The sequence below is a fragment of the Azohydromonas sediminis genome (assembly GCF_003574675.1).
In the GTDB taxonomy this organism is placed as follows: domain Bacteria; phylum Pseudomonadota; class Gammaproteobacteria; order Burkholderiales; family Burkholderiaceae_C; genus Calidifontimicrobium; species Calidifontimicrobium sediminis.
In genome coordinates this window covers 90,375-107,682 of sequence record NZ_QOAZ01000004.1, presented here as the reverse complement: position 1 = coordinate 107,682, position 17,308 = coordinate 90,375, and the positions used below count along the sequence as shown (strand labels likewise).

Genomic DNA, 17,308 nt, shown 5'->3' with positions numbered 1-17,308 from the left:
TCAGCGCGCCGCCGTCGACAGCAGCGTCTCGAAGATCTGCTGTGCGACCTGCAGCACCTTGGCCGCGGCCTGGTAGCTCTGCTGGAACTGGATCAGCCGCGCCGCTTCCTCGTCGAGGTTGACGCCGGACTTCGCCTCGCGCAGCCGGTCGGCAGCGACCTTCACCGACGCCGAGATCTCGGCCGCGGTGGCGGCGCTTTGCACGCGCACGCCGATGCCGGCCATCGCGCTGGCGTAGGCGTCGGTGACCGTCTCGCCGCCGCTGCCGTCGGCGCGACGGCCGACGAAGGTCTCGTCGCGCAGCGCCGCCAGCGCCATCGCGTTGCCGTTGCTGCTGAGCGGGAATTCGGTCGGCGCGACGTCGATCACGTCGCCGGCCACCGGCACGCCGGTGAGCGCGAGCGTGAACTCGCCGATCGCCAGCGGCTGCCCCGGCGTCCAGGTGCCGGCGCCGCTGGCCGCGCCGCGCGTCCACGTGTAGGCCACACCGTCGGGCGCGGGCGGCGTGCCGGGCACGACGGCCCCGAAGGTGATCTGCACCGCGTCGCTGGAGGCCAGCGGCGCTGTCATCGTCAGCGCGCCGACGCCGGCGCTGCCGGCGTTGGCCGGGTGGGCGGTGGCCGTCAGCGGCGACGCGGCCGCGATGCCGCGCGGATCGGTGAGCACGCGCGTCATCTCGCCGGCCACCCGCGAGACCGGCTGCAACAGGAAGCGGTCACCCGCCGCCGCCGCACCGCTGCGCTGCAGCGTCAGGCCCAGCGCGTCGATCGCGACGCCGGCGGCCAGCGCCGCGTCGGTGAAGGTGTAGGGCCCGCCGGCCGGCGTGCTGCCGTCGGTGCGCGTGAGCTGCCACGACGCGCCGTCGTAGCGCAGCTCGTACTCCTCGGCCGGCACCTGCGCCGGCCGGTGCGCGAAGACGTCGATCGCGGCGCTGCCGCCGTTGGTCGCCGCCGCCAGCGCAGCCGTGGCGCGCAGGTCGGCGAACAGGGCCGCGCCGGCGTTGCCGTTGAGGTCCAGCCCGAGCGAGAGCTGCTCGTTGACGCGCGACGCGAAGGCCAGCGCCATCTGGCCGACCGACGTGCGCGCGGCGACGAGGTCCTCGTTCTGGAAGCGCAGCAGCCCGCCGATCGAGCCGGCGCTGAGCAGCGCGGCCGACAGCGGGCGCACACCGTTGGTTTCCTCGATGCCGATCGCCGCGCGCGACGGGTCCATCGCGTCGGGCGTGACGACGAGCTCTTGCGCCTGGTTGCCGAGCACGAGCCGCTGGCCCCCGGCGATGAAGACGCCCAGCGCGCCGTCGTCGGCCGGGATCGTCGTCACGGCGACGAAGCCGCTGAGCTGCTGCACCAGCCGGTCGCGCTCGTCGAGCAGGTCGTTCGGCGCGTGGCCGAAGCCCTGCATCGACGCGATCTGCTGGTTCACGTCGGCGATGCGCTGCGCGATCTCGTTGACGCTGGCCACCGCGTTCTTCAGGTCCTGCGCGACGCCGGCCTGCAGCGCGTCGAACTGGCGGCCGGCGGTCGCGAAGCGCGCGGCCACCTCCTGCGCGCGCGCGAGCACGACTTCGCGCGTCGAGATGTCCTGCGGGCGGCTCGCGAGGTCGACCATCGCGTTGAGCAGCTGGCCGGCGGCGTAGCCCACGCCCTGCTCGCCGGTCGGAAACGCGTTCTCGAGGCGCACGAGCTGCTCGTGGCGCGCCTTGTCGCCGGCGGCCAGCGACGCCGCGACCGCCGCTTCGCGCGTGAGGAACTCGTCGTGCGCGCGCTTGACGGTCGCCACGTCGACGCCCTTGCCGAAGAAGCCGGCGCCGGTGAACTGGCCCTTCGAGGTCGCGAGCTCGACCTCCTGGCGCGAGTAGCCGGCGACGCTGGCGTTGGCGATGTTGTGGCTCGTCGTCTGCAGCTGCGCCATCGCCGCGGCCATCGCGCGCGTGCCCAGGCTCATCAGTGCCGAAGCCATCGCGTCGTCCTCAGGCGCTCAGCGTGCGCTGCACGCGCAGCGTCGTGTCGATGACGCTGGCCAGCTTGGTCGCGTAGGCCGGGTCGGTCGCGTAGCCGGCGCGCTGCAGCCCCTGCGCGAAGCCGTGCGCGGTCTGCGCCTGCGCGATCACCTGCGCGTAGCGCTTGGTGCGCGTCATCAGCCGCGCGTAGTCGGCGAAGGCCTCGTCGACGCTCGCGTAGGCACGGAACCTGGCCTTGACCTTGCGCGCGACGCCGCCGAGGTACTCGGTCGTCGTCACCTCGGCCACCGGACCGCTCCAGCCCGGCGTGGCCTTGATGCCGAACACGTTGTGCGACGGCGTGCCGTCGGCCATGCGGATGTCGCGCCGGCCCCAGCCGGTCTCGAGCGCGGCCTGCGCGAGCAGGAAGGTTGCCGGGATGCCGGTGGCCGCCTCGGCGGCCTTGGCCGCCTGTTCGTGGCGGGCGATGAACTCGTGGCGGCTGTCGCCGCTGGCGGGGCGCGCGGCACGCGGCGCGGCGGCGTCGGCCGCAGCCGCTGGCGTCGCGGGCGTACCAGGTGCCGCGGCGGGCACAGCCGGCGCCGACGTGCGGGTGTCGGCGGGCAGCCCCATCTGGCGCGCGATCTGGCGCGCGATCACGTCGGCCAGCCCGCCGGGCAGGCCGCTCATCTTCTGCGCGTACTGCGCGTCGAGCATTTCGGTGCCGAGCTCGCTGGCCGAGTTGTCGAGCAGCCCCGAGTTCATCGTCGCCTGGCGCATGCTCTTGAGCAGCTCCTGCATGAACAGCGACTCGAACTGCTTCGCGACCTCCTTCACCGCGGCTTGCGGGTCGCGGCTGGCGAGCGTGCGCAGCCCGTCGACCGAGCGCGCGTCGGTGGCGAGTCCGGGCAGCGGGGCGAGCGCCATCGTCAGATCACCTCGATCTCGGCCTTCAGCGCGCCGGCAGCCTTCATCGCCTGCAGGATCGCGAGCAGATCCTGCGGCGTCGCGCCGAGCACGTTGAGCGCCTTGACGACGTCGGCGAGCTTGGCGCCCTCGGGCATCTGCACCAGCGCGCCGCCTTGCTGCGTGATCGCGACGTCGGCCTTCTCGGCGACCACGGTGTCGCCGCGGCCGAACGGCGCGGGCTGGCTGACCACCGGTGTCGAGCTGATCGTCACCGCGAGGCTGCCGTGCGCGACCGCGCAGGCGCCGAGCGTGACGGTCTCGTTCATCACGACCGAGCCGGTGCGCGCGTTGAGCACGACCTTGGCCGCGGGCTTCGCGAGCTCGAGCGGCAGGTTCTCGATGTCGGCGAGGAAGGCCACGCGCGCGCCCGGGTCGGCCGGCGCGCGCACGCGCACGACGCGCCCGTCGAGCGCGACCGCGGTGCCGTCGCCCTTGGCGCGGTTGATCGCGTCGGCCACCGCGCGCGCGGTGGCGAAGTCGGCGGCGTTGAGATCGAGCTGCAGGTGGTCGCCCGCCAGCAGCGGCGTGGGCACGCCGCGCTCGACGGTGGCGCCCTGCGGGATGCGCCCGGCGCTCAGGTGGTTGATCTGCACCTTGGAGCCGCCGGCCGAGGCGCCGGCGCCGCCCACCAGCAGGCTGCCCTGCGCGATCGCGTAGACCTGGCCGTCGGCGCCCTTGAGCGGCGTGGCGATCAGCATGCCGCCGCGCAGGCTCTTCGCATTGCCCACCGACGAGACCGTGACGTCGATCGCCTGGCCCGGCTGCGCGAACGGCGGCAGCATGGCCGTGACCATCACGGCGGCGACGTTCTTCGGCTGCAGCGAGACGCCGCTCGGCAGCGTGACGCCCATCTGCTGCAGCATCGCGCCGAGGCTTTGCGCGGTGAACGGCGACTGCGTCGTCTGGTCGCCGGTGCCGTCGAGCCCGACGACGAGGCCGTAGCCGACGAGCTGGTTCGGCCGCACGCCCTGCACGGCGGCGAGGTCCTTGATGCGCGAAGCGGCCTGCGCACCGGCGGGCCACCACAGCGCGGCGCTGGCGGCCAGCGCGGCGAGCACGACGGCCGTGCGCGCGACGGCGTCGAGCGCGCGCTGCGGCAGGCGCTGCGCTCGCACGCGCGCGAAGACGGACGAGGTCACGGGATGCATCGCACTCAGATCGGCAGCACGTTGAGGAAGAAGCGCGCCAGCCAGCCGATGACCTGCGCGTCGGCCTGCTGGCCGTGGCTGCGCTGCTCGACGCGCACGTTGGCGATCTGCGTGCTCGGCACGCTGTTGCCCGGCTGGATCGCGCGCGGGTCGACCTGGCCCGAGAAGCGCAGCACGTCGACGTTGGCGTTGACGCCGATCTGCTTCTCGCCGGCGATCAGCAGGTGGCCGTTGGGCAGCACGCCGGTGACGACGGCGGTGATCGTGCCGCTGAACGCGTTGGTGCTCTCGGTGGCGCCCTTGCCGGCGAAGGTGTTGCTGCTGCTGCCCTCGGCGTTGAGCCGGCTGAGCTTGGACGCGGCGCCGAACCACGGCAGCGACGTGATGCCGGCCTCGACGCTGCCCGACTTGTCGACCGAGCTCGTCGAGCGCGCGCTGGCGCTGATGCGCTCGGTGATGACGACCTTCAGCGTGTCGCCGGGCAGGCGCGCGCGGTGGTCCTCGAACAGCGGGCGGTACGCCGCGGCCTGGTAGATCGCGCCGGCAACGGGCGGCGGCGGTGCGACGGGCGTGGCCAGCGGCGTGGCCAGCGCCGCGGGCACCGGCGCGACGTCGACCAGCGGCGGCTGCATCATCGCGCAGCCGCCGAGCACGGCGGCCGCGGCGGCGCACGCGAAAGCGAACAGCGTCTTCATGCCACGGCCTGCGTCTCAGATCTGCGACAGACGCTGCAGCATCTGGTCGGAGGTCTGGATCGCCTTCGAGTTGAGCTCGTAGGCGCGCTGCGTCTGAATCATCGCGACCAGCTCCTCGACGACGTTGACGTTGCTCGTCTCGACGAAGCCCTGCTGCAGCGCGCCCAGCCCGTCGGTGCCGGGCGCCCCGGCATTCGGCGCGCCCGACGCCGCCGTCTCGCCGAACAGGTTGCCGCCCAGCGGGTCGAGCCCGGCCGGGTTGACGAAGCTGGCCAGCTGCAGCTGGCCGAGCACCTGCGGCGCGGTCTGCCCGGGGACGGTGGCGCTGACGGTGCCGTCGGCAGCGATCGTCAGCGACAGCGCGTTGGCCGGCACCGTGATGCCGGGCTGCACGAGGTCGCCGGCGTGGGTCACGAGCTGGCCGTCGGCGTTGACCTGGAACGCGCCGTCGCGCGTGTAGGCCGTGCTGCCGTCGGCGCGCTGGATCTGGAAGAAGCCGTTGCCCTTGATCGCGACGTCGAGGTTGTTGCCGGTCTGCTGCAGGTTGCCCTGCGTGAACGTGCGCGACGTCGCCACCGGGCGCACGCCGAGGCCGACCTGCAGCCCGGTCGGCAGCATCCCCTGCTCGCCGGTGGCGGCGCCGGCCTGGCGCAGGTTCTGGTAGATCAGGTCCTCGAACACCACGTGGCCCTTCTTGAAGCCGTTGGTGGCCACGTTGGCGAGGTTGTGTGAGATCGTGTCCAGCTGCGTCTGCTGGGCCTCCATGCCGGTCTTCGAAATCCACAACGAACGGATCATGCGCACGCTCCCGAGGGTGTGGCGGTGATGATCCGGCCAAGCGCGCGCCGGCTGCGGGCGGAATTGAGGCGAAAAAGCGGGGTGCTTCGGGGGTTGACGCTGACGTCGCGCTCACCGGTGGTCGGCGTCGACGTGCCGCTGCCAGATCAGCCGGCCGTCGCGCCGCACTTCGCGCACGCGGTGCAGCGGCACCTCGTGCACCGTACCGTCGGGCTCGATCGCCGTGAACGAGAAGGCGTTGCCCGGCTCGAGGCGGATGCGCTCCCACGGCACGGTGACCAATTCGTCACGCGTGCGGTCGCGGTAGCCGACCGTGAACTCGGCACGGGCGAAGGCCTCGTCCCACTGGATGCGGTGCAGCAGCGACCGGATCGGCTCCATCGGGGCGGGTGGCGGCTTCGCGCCGGGCGGTGGGAGGTCAGTCGCGCAGGTGCGCGCGCGCCTCGTGCGCCGTCTCGTAGATGTGCGGCGCGACGCCGCGCGCGGCCAGCGCCGGACCGAGCTTGGCGCGCAGGAAGCCCGACGTGCTGTAGCGCGTGACGTTGCGGTAGTAGCGCGCCACCAGGTCGCGCACCATCTCGACCCAGTCGTCCTCGACCGCCGGGTCGAGGAAGAAGTGGTCGTAGTTGACGACCGCCCACACCCGCTCGCCGAGCGGCGCGACGTGACGCTCGACCTCGGCGCGCACCGCCTCGACGTCGTCGCGCGTGCGGATCGAAAGACGCTCGAAGTTGATGAACAGCGTGCGGCTCGCGGCGTCGAACGTGAAGCGGTCGGCCAGCGGGCGCAGCAGCAGCCGCGCGCGCAGACCCATCGGCGCGTCGGCGAAGATCGCCGCATCCATCACTGCCGGCTCGCGCTCGATCACCGGGCGGAACTGCATCAGCGCGAGCACGTCGCGCTCCACGTCGAGGCCGGGAGCCACCTCGAGCAGCTCGAGGCCCGCGGGGTGCAGCCCAAACACGGCGCGCTCGGTCACGTACAGCACCGGCTGGCCGCGCCTGAAGGCTTCGCGGCCGCTGAAGGTGCGGTGCTCGACCTGCGGCACGAACTTCGGGTGCGTGTGTCCGCCCTGCCCGGCGAGGAAACTGCCGACGAACACCAGCCGCTTGGCGTTCTGGCTGATGTTGATGAAGCCGCCGGCACCGGCCAGGCGGGGGCCGAACTTGCTGACGTTGACGTTGCCCTCGGCGTCGGCCTGCGCGAGACCGAGGAACGCGATGTCGAGCCCGCCGCCGTCGTAGAAGTCGAACTGGTACGGCTGGTCGACGATGGCCTGCGTGTTGACGGCGGCGCCGAAGTTCAGCCCGCCGGCGGGCACGCCGCCGATCACGCCCGGCTCGGCGGTCAGCGTGATGAGGTCGATCACCTTCTCCTCGGCGGCGACCGCCGCGACCCCCTCGGGCATGCCGATGCCGAGGTTGACCACCTGGTTCGGGCGCAGCTCCATCGCCGCGCGCCGCGCGACCGTCTTGCGCAGGCCGGGCTCCATCGGGGCGACGTGCGTGGCCGGTACGCGGATCTCGCCGGCGAAGGCCGCGCTGTACGGCGTCGCGAAGGTTTGCCAGTGGTGCGCGGGATCGTCGGCGACGACGACGCAGTCGACCAGCACGCCCGGCACCTTGACCTGCCGCGGGCTCAGCGTGCGCGCGTCGGCCAGCCGCTCGACCTGCACGATGACGATGCCGCCGCTGTTGCGCACCGCCATCGCGATGGCCAGCGCCTCGAGCGTCAGCGCCTCGCGCTCCATCGTGACGTTGCCGTCGGTGTCGGCGGTGGTGCCGCGGATCAGCGCGACGTCGATCGGAAACGCCGGGTAGTACAGACACTCCTGGCCGTCGATCTCGAGCAGCCGCACGCGTGTGTCGGGCGTGCGCTCGTTCATGCGGGCGCCGCCGTGGCGCGGGTCGACGAAGGTGCCCAGCCCGACTTTCGTCAGGTGTCCCGGCCGGCCCGCGGCGATGTCGCGAAACAGGTGGCTGATGACGCCCTGCGGCAGGTTCCAGGCCTCGATCTTGTTGGCCACCGCGAGCCGGCCCAGCGCCGGCACGAGCCCCCAGTGGCCACCGATCACGCGCGCGACCATGCCGTCGTGGCCGAAGTGGTTCAGGCCGCGCGTCTTGCCATCGCCCTGCCCCGCGGCGTAGACCAGCGTCAGATCGCGCGGCGCGCCGGTGGCGAGGAAGCGCTTTTCCAGCGCGACGGCGAGCCCTTCGGCGAAGCCGATGCCGACGAAGCCGCCGGTGGCGACGGTGTCGCCGTCGCGCACGAGCTGCACGGCGTCGTGCGCGCTGACGACCTTGCCGGTGGCGGCACCGCGCAGGCCGGCGAGGCGCTCGGCGGCGTGGGCGGGGGCGGGGTGCATGCGGGTCTCCCGGCGCCAGCGAGGATCGACGCCCGCAGCCATGCTGCCGCGGGCCGCGGCCGCGCGCCATGCGGGCTGGCCCGCAGCGCGTGCCGCACCGGCGGCTCAGGCCGGCGCGGCTAGAGCGTCTGCGCCGCGAAGGTGCCGCACTGCGCGAGGCGCCCGCTCGCGTAGCCGCGCTGGAACCAGCGCTGGCGCTGCGCGCTCGTGCCGTGGGTGAAGCTGTCGGGCACCACACGGCCCTGGCTGCGGTGCTGCAGCGTGTCGTCGCCGATCTGCGCGGCGGCGTTCATCGCCTCCTCGAGGTCGCCCTGCTCGAGCCAGTCCTTGCCGCGCTGCGAGTGATGCGCCCACACGCCGGCGAAGCAGTCGGCCTGCAGCTCGACGCGCACCGAGATCGCGTTCATCTGCGCCTCGCCGACGCGCCCGCGCATCGCGTCGACCTTGGCGGTGACGCCGAGCAGGTTCTGCACGTGGTGGCCGACTTCGTGTGCGATCACGTAGGCCTGCGCGAAGTCGCCCGGTGCGCCCAGCCGGCGGTGCAGCGTGTCGAAGAAGCCGAGGTCGAGGTAGACCCTCTCGTCGGCCGGGCAGTAGAACGGCCCCATCGCGGCCTGCCCGACGCCGCAGGCGCTGCGCGTGGCGTCGCGGTACAGCACGAGCCGGGGCTCGCGGTAGGCGGCGCCGCCGGCGCGCAGCAGCGCGCCCCAGACGTCCTCGGTGTCGGCGAGCACCGTCGCGACGAAGGCGGCCTGGGCGTCGCCCGGCGGTGGCGCGGTGGCGGGCGCTTCGGCCGCAGGCGGCGCGAGCTCGCCACCGCCGAGCAGCCCGAGCAAAGTCAGCGGGTTGATGCCGAACAGCCAGCCCGCGACCAGCGCGACGACGATCGTGCCCAGTCCGATGCCGCGCCCGCCGCCCAGGCGGGGCGCACCGCCGCCGGCGCGGCGGTCCTCAACGTTGTCGCTTTGCCGCTGGCCTTCCCACTTCATCGCGCCCTCCGCCGTCAGGCCGTGGGCCGGCCGCCGCGCCGTCCGGCGTCAGGTCTTGGGCAGCGTGACGCCGCGCTGCCCCTGGTACTTGCCGCCGCGGTCCTTGTAGCTCGTCTCGCAGACCTCGTCGCTCTCGAAGAAAAGCACCTGCGCGCAGCCCTCGCCGGCGTAGATCTTGGCCGGCAGCGGCGTCGTGTTGCTGAACTCGAGCGTCACGTAGCCCTCCCACTCGGGCTCGAACGGCGTGACGTTGACGATGATGCCGCAGCGCGCGTACGTGCTCTTGCCCAGGCAGATCGTCAGCACGTTGCGCGGGATGCGGAAGTACTCGACGGTGCGCGCCAGCGCGAAGCTGTTCGGCGGGATGATGCACACGTCGGCCTCGATGTCGACGAAGCTCTTCTCGTCGAAGTTCTTCGGGTCGACGACGGTGCTGTGGACGTTGGTGAAGACCTTGAACTCGCGCGCGCAGCGGATGTCGTACCCGTAGCTCGACGTGCCGTAGCTGACGATGCGGTGGCCGTCGGCGGCGTGGCGCACCTGCCCGGGCTCGAACGGCTCGATCATCCCGTGCTGCTGTGCCATGCGGCGGATCCAGCGGTCGCTCTTGATGCTCATGGACACATCCCGTGAAGGCTTTCCGATTCTATGGATCCCCGCAGGGGCGCCGGCGGGTGCACACTATGTGCGTCGCGGCCGATAACGTGCGTGTACCCACCGCTGGAGTGTTGCCGATGTCCTCGCTGTTCCGTCCCGGCACCGAGCTGATGGTGCAGTACGCCGGTTACCACCGGGATCGTCGCAACATCGCGACGCACTTCGTCGGCATCCCGCTGATCGTGTTCGCGGTCGGCGTGCTGCTGGCGCGGCCGACGGTGCCGGTCGCCGGTCTGGCGCTGACGCCGGCCTGGGTGCTTTGGGCGCTGGCTGCCGCGTGGTACGTCTCGCGCGGGCCGGGGCTGCTGGGCGTCGCCGTCGCGGCGGTGACGGCCGTGCTCGTCGCACTGGCGCAGCCGCTTGGCGCGGGCACGACGACGGCGTGGCTGGCCTGGGGTGCCGGGTGCTTCGTCGCCGGGTGGCTCGTCCAGTTCGTCGGCCACCTGTACGAAGGGCGCCGGCCGGCCTTCTTCGACGACCTGGTCGGCCTGCTGGTGGGGCCGATGTTTGTCGTCGCCGAAGCGCTGTTCGCGTTCGGTCGGCTGCGCCAGCTCGCCGCCGAGATCGAACGCCAGGTCGGCCCGACGATGCTGCGCGACCTGCACCACCAGCCGGCGGCTCGCTGAAGCGCCGCAGTTGCACGCCACCTTTGCGCAGATCGCGGGCGGCGCACTTTTCCATCCCGTTTATCCCTGAAACGGACACGCGACGCGCAAGGGGTCGTCGCGGGCTGATCCGCGGCTGGCCGACGCGATCTGCCAGCGTCAGCACCGTGGGGAGGATTCGATGCGTCTTGTTGCCCTGTGCCTGGGATGGATCTGGGGCCGCGTGCGCGCACGCCGACGATATCGTCGCCGTGCTAGAGCGCTCGCACCAGATGCGGTTGCACCAGTTCGAAGCGGCGAGAGCCGACAGCGGGCGCACCGCACGCATACGCATCTCGTTCGAGCGGCTGATCGCATCGACCGCGTCGCCGCCGGATGCCGAACTGCGCGTCGTCACCGGTCCGCTCAACGCCGAGGTGCTGCTCGGCCGCGTCCTCGTCGTGTCGGAGGCAGCCGGTGATCTACCCAAAGGCGAGCGGCTGTTGCTGCTCGCGCACGAGCTCGGCCGCGTCGTGCTCGGCCACTGGCAGGCGCTCGCAGCGCTGTACCGCACCCACATCCCGGGCGAGGTCCGGCCCGAGACGACCGATCCGGTAGCCGGTGTGCTCGGCCTGCAGGCCCACCGGATGGCGCACCGCCACGAGTTCGAGGCCGATGCCTGGGGCTACAGGCTGCTGCGCCAGCTCGGCTTCGGCATCGAACACGCGATGGCGCTGCTGATGCGCCGCGGCGCGACCGTCGACACCGCGACCCATCCGGTGACGCGCCATCGGCTGGCGCAGATGCGCGTGATCGACACGCAGATCGACCACCCCGATCTGGCGTCGGGGCACGCGGCGTCGCTCGTGGCCGAACGCGACCGCTGACGCGCGCCGGCGGGCGCCGCCCGGTCAGCCGGCGACGACGCGCACCGGCGAACGCTGCGGCTCGGGCTCGGAGTCGAAGCGCTCGAAGCCGGTGTAGCAGAGGAAGTGGCGGTTCGCGGCGCGGCCGAACAGCGTCATGCCGAGCCGGCTCGCGAACGCGTGGCCCATCTGCGTGACGCCGTTGCGCGAGACGACGATCGGCACGCCCATCTGCGCGGCCTTCATCACCATCTCGCTCGTCAGCCGGCCGGTGGTGTAGAAGGTCTTGTCGGCGCCGTCGACGCCGTGCATCCACATCCAGCCGGCGATGGTGTCGAGCGCGTTGTGGCGGCCGACGTCCTCGACAAAGACGAGCAGCTCGGTGCCGCGGAACAGCGCGCAGCCGTGCACCGAGCCGGCCTTGCGGTGGATGCTGTCCTGCTGGCGCATCACCTCGAGCATGCCGTGCAGCGTCGACTGGCGGATGCGCGCCTTCTCGGGCGGCGGCAGACGGATCGCGTCGACCTGCGCCTGCAGGTCACCGAACACGGTACCCTGCCCGCAGCCGGTGGTGACGACGCGCTTGGCCGTCTTCGCCTCGAACGCCTCGATGCCGCCGACGGTGCGCACCGCGGCGGCGTGCACGTCCCAGTCGACGGTGATCGACTCGACCTGCGACAGGTCGTCGACGAGGCGCTGGTTGCGCAGATAGCCCAGCACGAGCAGTTCGGGCGCGGCGCCGAGCGTCATCAGCGTGACGAGCTCGCGCTTGTCGACGAACACCGTCAGCGGCCGCTCGTCGGGGATGTGGATGCTGCGCCGCTGGCCGTACTCGTCGAGCACCTCGACCTCGCGCGTGAGCGGCTGGCCGGCCTGCGTCATGCGCGGCCCGGCGCATGTCGCGCACGAGAGGTTCTGACGGGGCTCGGCCAAAGACATCGGCGCGTCAGCTCTGCGACGGAGGCACGAAGGGCCCGGGATCGACACAAGCCGGCGTCGGCGTCGCCGCCGGCGGCTGCTTGCCGGCCTTCTGCGCGTCGGCGCGGTACTTCGCCGCGACACGCTCCATCGACAGGCACAGTTTGTAGTTCGCGACCTTGCCAGCCCAGGCGGCACGCGCGGCGGCCTCGGCCGCCTTGGCCTTGGCTTCCTCCGACGGCGGCGGCAGCTTCGCGAGGGCTGGCGCCGCGGCCAGCACCAGCGCGGCGGTCCACAGATGCTTGCGGCTCATGGTCTGCAGTCCTCCTGGTTAACCCTGTGCGCCGGCCGACGCGACCGGCCCCGCAGCGGCTTCGGCCGAGCGCTTCGCGGGAATCCTGCCGGCCTTGATGTCCTCGTACCACAGTTCGTGGTGTTCCTTGGCCCAGCCCTCGTCGACGTAGCCGGTGCGCATCGCCTGGTAGGCGCCCTTGACCCCGATCGTGCCCATGTAGATGTGGCCGACGAACATCGCCATCATCAGCGCCGCGGCACTGGCGTGGATCATGTGCGCCACCTGCATCTGCCCGCGATCGTAGGTGAGCAGCGTCGGGAAAACCTTGTCGAGCACGAGGCCGGACGCGACGACGATCAGCCCGAGCACGATCACGCCGCCCCAAAAGACAATTTTCTCGCCGGCGTTGAACTTGCCCGAGGGCACGTGCTCGCCGCTGAACATGCCGCCACCCTTGCCGAGCCACTTCAGATCGTGTGCGCGCGGAATGTTGTCGCGAATGAACCCGACGATGAACACCAGCAGCGCGACGGCGAACACCGGCCCGGCGAAGTTGTGTGCGTTCTTCAGCGCGTAGGTCAGCCAGCCAAACAGCGTACCGCCGAGGATGGGCAGCAGGAAATACTTGCCCCACGCGATCACGATGCCCGATACCGCCAAGATCACGAACGTGATCGCGACCGTCCAGTGCGCCGCACGCTCGAAGTAGGTGAAGCGCTCGATCAGCCGGCCGGTCTGCGCCTCGTGGCCACCCATCGGCCCGCGGCGCCAGTAGAACATCGCCACCGCGAGCACCGCGATCAGCAGCAGCGCACCGCCGTACGGCAGGATCCAGTCGTTGCGCACCTGCCGCCACGCTTCGCCGGCGGTCGTGTAACGCGATCCGGGGTACTGCACGAACGACTGGATCAGCACACCCTTCTCGGCACCGGGCAGCGACGTGTAGCCGGCTTGCTCGCCCGACTCACGCACCGCGCGCCAGAACGGCGCATTGTTGCCGGGCTGGCTCTTCGCGCGCTCGGCGTTGCTCTCGTCGGGCCGGGGGTCGGCCGGGGCGACGAATCCGGCGGGCGGGCCGCCGGCTGCCGGTGCTTGCTGCGCGCCGGCGAGCGCGGACAGAGCCAGGCCGACGGTGAGGATCAGCGTTCGGATCGAGGCTTGCATGCCGTCTCCTTCGCGGGCGTCAACCGCCCGTCGTGCGCGAGTACTCGTTCTGGCCCTGGGCGCGCGTGCGCATCTGCTGTTCCCAGCTCGACGCGTCACCGGGTTTCCAGCCGTCGACCACGAACGGATTGGCGGCACCCTGGTAGGCCGGGCTGTCGGTCTTGCGCACCGTCTGGTCGGAGGTGGCCGTCTCACCGCAGGCGGTGAGGGCGACGGCGAATGCGAAGAGCGCCGCCGCGCGGAAGATCGTCGTGGTCATGACTTGGTCGTCTCCGCCTTCTGCGGCGCCGGCGCGCCGCCACTGGGCCGACCGTAGGCCGTGCCCCAACCCCACACCTCGCTGCCCTTGCCGCGCGTGAGCACGCGCGTGCGGAAGATGTCGGCGACGACGTCGCCGTCACCGCCGAGCAGCGCCTTCGTCGAGCACATCTCGGCACACGCCGGCAGCTTGCCTTCGGCGAGGCGGTTGCGACCGTACTTCTCGAACTCGGCCTTCGAGCCGCTGGCCTCGGGGCCGCCGGCGCAGAAGGTGCACTTGTCCATCTTGCCGCGCAGCCCGAACTGGCCGTTGGTGGGGAACTGCGGCGCGCCGAACGGGCACGCGTAGCTGCAGTAGCCGCAGCCGATGCACACGTCCTTGTCGTGCAGCACGACGCCTTCGTCGGTGCGGTAGAAGCAGTCGACCGGGCACACCGCCATGCATGGCGCGTCGGCGCAGTGCATGCACGCCACTGAGATGCTCTTCTCGCCGGGTACGCCGTCGTTGAGCGTGACGACGCGCCGGCGGTTGACGCCCCAGGGGATCTCGTGCTCGGCCTTGCAGGCGGTGACGCAGCCGTTGCACTCGATGCAACGCTCGGCGTCGCAGATGAACTTCATTCGGGCCATGTCGCGATCTCCTTAGGCACGCTCGATCTGGCAGAGCGTGGTCTTGGTTTCCTGCATCATCGTGACGCTGTCGTAGCCGTAGGTCGTCGCGGTGTTGACGGCCTCACCGCGCACCAGCGGCATCGCCCCCTGCGGGTAATACGGTGCGAGGTCGATGCCCCCCCAGCGGCCCGAGAAGTGGAACGGCAGGAACACCGTTTCGGCGTCGACGCGCTCGGTGACCAGCGCCTTGACCTTGATGCCCTTGAAGCCGGGCACCTGCGCCATCGGCGGCGTGCGCACCCAGACGTACTCGCCGTTGCGGATGCCCCGGTCGTTGGCCGCCCGCGGGTTGATCTCGACGAACATCTCCTGCTGCAGTTCGGCGAGGTAAGGGTTGCTGCGCGTCTCCTCGCCGCCGCCCTCGTACTCGACGAGGCGGCCGCTCGTCATGATCAGCGGGTACTCCTTGCCAATGTCCTTGTTCGCCTCCTGCACCGTCTTGAACAGCGTCGGCAGGCGCCAGAACGCCTTGCGGTCGTCGTGCGTCGGGTACTTCGCGACGAGGTCGGGCCGGTTGCTGTACAGCGGCTCGCGGTGCTGCGGGATCGGGTCGGGGAAGTTCCACACGACGGCGCGCGCCTTCGCGTTGCCGAACGGGTGGCAGCCATGGTTGACCATCGCGACGCGGATGATCCCGCCCGACAGGTCGGTCTTCCAGTTCTTGCCCTCGGCGGCCTTCTTCTCCTCGTCGGTCAGCTCGTCCCACCAGCCGAGCTTCTTCAGCAGCAGGTGGTCGAACTCGGGGTAGCCGGTGGTCAGGTCGGCGCCCTTGCTGTGCGAACCGTCCTCGGCGAGCAGCGACTGGCCGTCGCGCTCGACGCCGAAGTTCGCGCGGAAGTTGCCGCCGCCTTCCATCACGTGCTTCGACGTGTCGTACAGGTTCGGGCTGCCCGGGTGCTTCATCTCGGGCGTGCCGTAACACGGCCACGGCAGGCCGAAGTAGTCGCCGTCGAGCTTGTAGCCGGTCTCCTTGTCGACGCCGCCGCGCGCGCGCAGCGTCTTGACGTCGAAGACGTGCATGTTGCGCATGTGCGCCTTCAGCCGCTCGGGGCTGTGGCCGGTGTAGCCGATGGTCCACACGCCGCGGTTGATCTCGCGCAGGATCGACTCGGTCTCGGGCTCCTCCATGCCGCCCTTGCCCTTGACCATCTTGTAGTTCTTCACCAGCTCCTTGCCAAAGCCGAGCTTCTCGGCGAGCTGGTACATGATCATGTGGTCGGTGCGGCTCTCCCACAGCGGCTCGATGACCTGCTCGCGCCACTGGATCGAGCGGTTCGACGCCGTGATCGAGCCGCTGGTCTCGAACTGCGTGGCCGCCGGCAGCAGGTAGACGGCGCGGTTCGGGTTCTGGTCCTCGGGACGGCCGGGCATCGCGGCCATCGCCGCGGTCGCGCTCGGGAACGGGTCGACGACGACGAGCAGGTCGAGCTTGTCCATCGCGCGCTTCATCTCGAGGCCGCGCGTCTGGGAGTTCGGCGCGTGACCCCAGAAGAACAGCCCGCGCAGATTGCTGTCCTGGTCGATCAGCTCGTTCTTCTCGAGCACGCCGTCGATCCAGCGCGACACCGTCATGCCGGGCTTGGTCATCATGCCCGGCGCGTAGCGCGACTTGATCCAGTCGAAGTCGAGGCCCCACACCGCGGCGTAGTGCTTGAACGAGCCCTCGGCCAGACCGTAGTAGCCCGGCAGCGAGTCGGGGTTCGGGCCGACGTCGGTCGCGCCCTGCACGTTGTCATGGCCGCGGAAGATGTTGGCGCCGCCGCCCGACACGCCGATGTTGCCCAGGGCCAGCTGCAGGATGCACGACGCACGCACCATCGCGTTGCCGATCGTGTGCTGCGTCTGCCCCATGCACCAGACGATGGTGCCTGGGCGGTTCTCGGCCATGATCTTGGCGACCTTGTAGCAGGTGGCCTCGTCGACACCCGAGACCTCCTGCACCTTGTCCGGGGTCCACTTGGCGAGCACTTCCTCGCGCACCTTGTCCATGCCCCAGACGCGGTCGTGGAGGTACTTCTTGTCCTCCCAGCCATTCTTGAAGACGTGGTACAGCACGCCGAACAGGAACGGGATGTCGGTGCCCGAGCGGATGCGCACGTACTCGTCGGCCTTCGCCGCGGTGCGCGTGAACCGCGGGTCGACGACGATCATCTTGCAGCCGTTCTCCTTGGCGTGCAGCATGTGCAGCATCGACACCGGGTGCGCCTCGGCGGCGTTGCTGCCGATGTACAGCGCCGCCTTGGCGTTCTGCATGTCGTTGTAGGAGTTCGTCATCGCGCCGTAGCCCCACGTGTTCGCGACGCCCGCGACGGTGGTGCTGTGGCAGATGCGCGCCTGGTGGTCGGTGTTGTTCGTGCCCCAGAGCGTGACCCACTTGCGCAGCAGGTAGGCCTGTTCGTTGTTGTACTTCGACGAACCGATCACGAAGATCGAGTCGGGCCCGCTCTGTTCGCGCAGCGCGAGCATCTTCTTCGCGATCTCGTCGAGCGCCTGGTCCCAGCTGATGCGCTCGTACTTGCCATTGACGAGCTTCATCGGGTACTTCAGGCGGTACTCGCCGTGGCCGTGCTCGCGCACCGAGGCGCCCTTGGCACAGTGCGCGCCGAGGTTGATCGGGCTGTCGAACACCGGCTCCTGACGCACCCACACCCCGTTCTGCACGACGGCGTCGATCGCGCAACCCACCGAGCAGTGCCCGCACACGGTGCGCTTGACCTCGACCTTCGCGCCGGCGTCACCGCCCTTGGTCTCGCTGGCGGCCTGCGCCTTCTTGACGAGGGTCAGCTGCGTGGCGGCCAAGCCGGCGCCGACGCCGAGGCCCGAGCGGCGCAGGAAGGCACGGCGGTCCATCGTCGGGATCGCGCGCGACACGCCGCGCGCGAGGCTGGACACCAGCCCCGACGGTGCGGCGCCGGTGCTGGACGGGGTTCTGCGGGTGAGCAACATCACGTCTCCTTGCTCGTGCGGTTCGGGGGCAGCAGCACCGGCGCG

Annotated in this window: 17 protein-coding genes; 2 read left to right on the top strand and 15 right to left on the bottom strand. The window is 71.1% G+C overall.

The genetic code is table 11. The features are described from left to right. The 9 genes from flgK to dcd all read right to left on the bottom strand — a co-directional run bounded on the left by flgK (position 1) and on the right by dcd (position 9,521). A complete protein-coding gene (gene flgK, locus DRV96_RS03995) occupies positions 1 to 1,959 on the bottom strand; it encodes a flagellar hook-associated protein FlgK (RefSeq protein ID WP_235823270.1) in 1,959 nt (652 codons plus the stop codon). A gap of 10 nt (positions 1,960 to 1,969) precedes the next feature. Then, positions 1,970 to 2,866, bottom strand: a complete 897-nt coding sequence (gene flgJ / locus DRV96_RS03990) for a flagellar assembly peptidoglycan hydrolase FlgJ (protein ID WP_119288011.1) — start codon at positions 2,864 to 2,866, stop codon at positions 1,970 to 1,972. Between the two features lie 2 nt (positions 2,867 to 2,868). Next, positions 2,869 to 4,056, bottom strand: coding sequence for a flagellar basal body P-ring protein FlgI (locus DRV96_RS03985; protein ID WP_119288009.1), 1,188 nt, complete (start codon positions 4,054 to 4,056; stop codon positions 2,869 to 2,871). 5 nt (positions 4,057 to 4,061) lie between these two features. Then, a complete protein-coding gene (locus DRV96_RS03980) occupies positions 4,062 to 4,751 on the bottom strand; it encodes a flagellar basal body L-ring protein FlgH (RefSeq protein WP_235823269.1) in 690 nt (229 codons plus the stop codon). A gap of 15 nt (positions 4,752 to 4,766) precedes the next feature. Continuing rightward, positions 4,767 to 5,549: a flagellar basal-body rod protein FlgG gene (flgG, locus tag DRV96_RS03975; protein ID WP_119288007.1), complete on the bottom strand. Its 783-nt coding sequence runs from the start codon at positions 5,547 to 5,549 to the stop codon at positions 4,767 to 4,769. Positions 5,550 to 5,660: 111 nt separating this feature from the next. After that, positions 5,661 to 5,930, bottom strand: coding sequence for a DUF504 domain-containing protein (locus tag DRV96_RS03970; RefSeq protein WP_119288005.1), 270 nt, complete (start codon positions 5,928 to 5,930; stop codon positions 5,661 to 5,663). A 37-nt stretch (positions 5,931 to 5,967) separates the two neighbouring features. After that, positions 5,968 to 7,914 (bottom strand): acyl CoA:acetate/3-ketoacid CoA transferase, encoded by a 1,947-nt coding sequence (locus DRV96_RS03965; RefSeq protein WP_119288004.1) that lies wholly within the window; start codon positions 7,912 to 7,914, stop codon positions 5,968 to 5,970. Positions 7,915 to 8,033: 119 nt separating this feature from the next. Then, positions 8,034 to 8,903 carry a KPN_02809 family neutral zinc metallopeptidase gene (gene ypfJ, locus DRV96_RS03960; protein WP_119288002.1) on the bottom strand — a complete coding sequence of 290 codons (870 nt, stop codon included), beginning with the start codon at positions 8,901 to 8,903 and terminating at the stop codon, positions 8,034 to 8,036. A 48-nt stretch (positions 8,904 to 8,951) separates the two neighbouring features. Then, complete coding sequence (dcd, locus tag DRV96_RS03955) at positions 8,952 to 9,521, bottom strand: dCTP deaminase (RefSeq protein WP_119288000.1); 570 nt, start codon at positions 9,519 to 9,521, stop codon at positions 8,952 to 8,954. A gap of 116 nt (positions 9,522 to 9,637) precedes the next feature. Here dcd and DRV96_RS03950 point away from each other — a divergent pair, with 116 nt between their 5' ends. Together DRV96_RS03950 and DRV96_RS03945 are read left to right on the top strand one after the other, a co-directional pair. Continuing rightward, positions 9,638 to 10,186, top strand: coding sequence for an Mpo1 family 2-hydroxy fatty acid dioxygenase (locus DRV96_RS03950; RefSeq protein WP_119287997.1), 549 nt, complete (start codon positions 9,638 to 9,640; stop codon positions 10,184 to 10,186). 230 nt (positions 10,187 to 10,416) lie between these two features. Beyond that, the gene (locus tag DRV96_RS03945; protein WP_162910935.1) at positions 10,417 to 11,031 is read left to right on the top strand and encodes a M48 family metalloprotease; all 615 of its coding nucleotides are present in this window, start codon (positions 10,417 to 10,419) and stop codon (positions 11,029 to 11,031) included. Positions 11,032 to 11,055: 24 nt separating this feature from the next. Here the strand turns inward: DRV96_RS03945 and DRV96_RS03940 are convergent, their stop codons facing one another. From DRV96_RS03940 to DRV96_RS03915, 6 genes are read right to left on the bottom strand one after another with little or no spacing between them, the layout of a single operon-like run. After that, positions 11,056 to 11,949, bottom strand: a complete 894-nt coding sequence (locus DRV96_RS03940; RefSeq protein ID WP_119287993.1) for a formate dehydrogenase accessory sulfurtransferase FdhD — start codon at positions 11,947 to 11,949, stop codon at positions 11,056 to 11,058. Between the two features lie 7 nt (positions 11,950 to 11,956). Next, a complete protein-coding gene (locus DRV96_RS03935; protein WP_119287991.1) occupies positions 11,957 to 12,241 on the bottom strand; it encodes a hypothetical protein in 285 nt (94 codons plus the stop codon). An 18-nt stretch (positions 12,242 to 12,259) separates the two neighbouring features. Continuing rightward, entirely contained in the window at positions 12,260 to 13,387 is a 1,128-nt protein-coding gene (locus DRV96_RS03930) for a formate dehydrogenase subunit gamma (protein ID WP_119287989.1), read from the bottom strand. Between the two features lie 19 nt (positions 13,388 to 13,406). Beyond that, positions 13,407 to 13,646, bottom strand: a complete 240-nt coding sequence (locus DRV96_RS03925; protein ID WP_119287987.1) for a hypothetical protein — start codon at positions 13,644 to 13,646, stop codon at positions 13,407 to 13,409. Beyond that, positions 13,643 to 14,275, bottom strand: coding sequence for a formate dehydrogenase FDH3 subunit beta (fdh3B, locus tag DRV96_RS03920; RefSeq protein WP_119287985.1), 633 nt, complete (start codon positions 14,273 to 14,275; stop codon positions 13,643 to 13,645). Before fdh3B ends, DRV96_RS03925 begins: the two co-directional genes overlap by 4 nt. A 12-nt stretch (positions 14,276 to 14,287) precedes the next feature. Beyond that, positions 14,288 to 17,263: a formate dehydrogenase subunit alpha gene (locus DRV96_RS03915; protein ID WP_119287982.1), complete on the bottom strand. Its 2,976-nt coding sequence runs from the start codon at positions 17,261 to 17,263 to the stop codon at positions 14,288 to 14,290. Positions 17,264 to 17,308 lie beyond the last annotated feature (45 nt).